The 566-nt window shown below is 44.3% G+C and carries 1 protein-coding gene; it reads right to left on the bottom strand.

The genetic code is table 11. The annotated features are described in order from the left end of the window. Positions 1 to 566, bottom strand: a 566-nt coding sequence (locus tag ACS8FD_RS23395) for a PQQ-dependent sugar dehydrogenase (protein WP_439277612.1), incomplete at both ends; no start/stop codon positions are given.

Below are 566 nucleotides of genomic sequence, written 5' to 3'. Positions count from 1 at the left end.
CGAACTCAGGACGGGTGTCGTGATCAGGAATATCAGTACCCGAATAGTTACGGCCATTAGAAACCACAGGCCAGCCATAGTTATTGCCTTTTTTAATGAGATTAAACTCGTCACCGCCACGAGGTCCCATCTCATTGACCCACAATCTGCCTGACTCATCAAATGCCATACCAAGCACATTACGATGGCCTATTGTCCAAAACTGTGAAGCAATGTTGCGAGTATTGCCAGCAAATGGATTGTCTTTAGGGACAGACCCATCAGCATTTAGCCGAATTATTTTACCCAAATTAACGGTCATATCCTGTGAAGGGTCCTTTTTCTGACGCTCCCCTGAACTGATGTATAAATACTGTCCATCAGGAGAAAATAGTAATCGATGACTATAATGACCTTGTCCCTTTACTTTTGGGGTTTGCTGCCAAATAGGTGTGATAGCTTGCAAACTTGGCGAATCAGTGTCTAGCCCTACAAGTTTGGCTTTAACGACCTTAGCGCCAAATGTGTTATTGCCGGGACCGTCACCTGCTTCACCATAACTGATATATACCATCTTACTCGTTGCA

It is taken from the genome of Psychrobacter sp. 1U2 (assembly GCF_051847575.1).
Note: the sequence above shows the minus strand (reverse complement) of the source record. Positions and strands in the feature narration are given on the sequence as shown.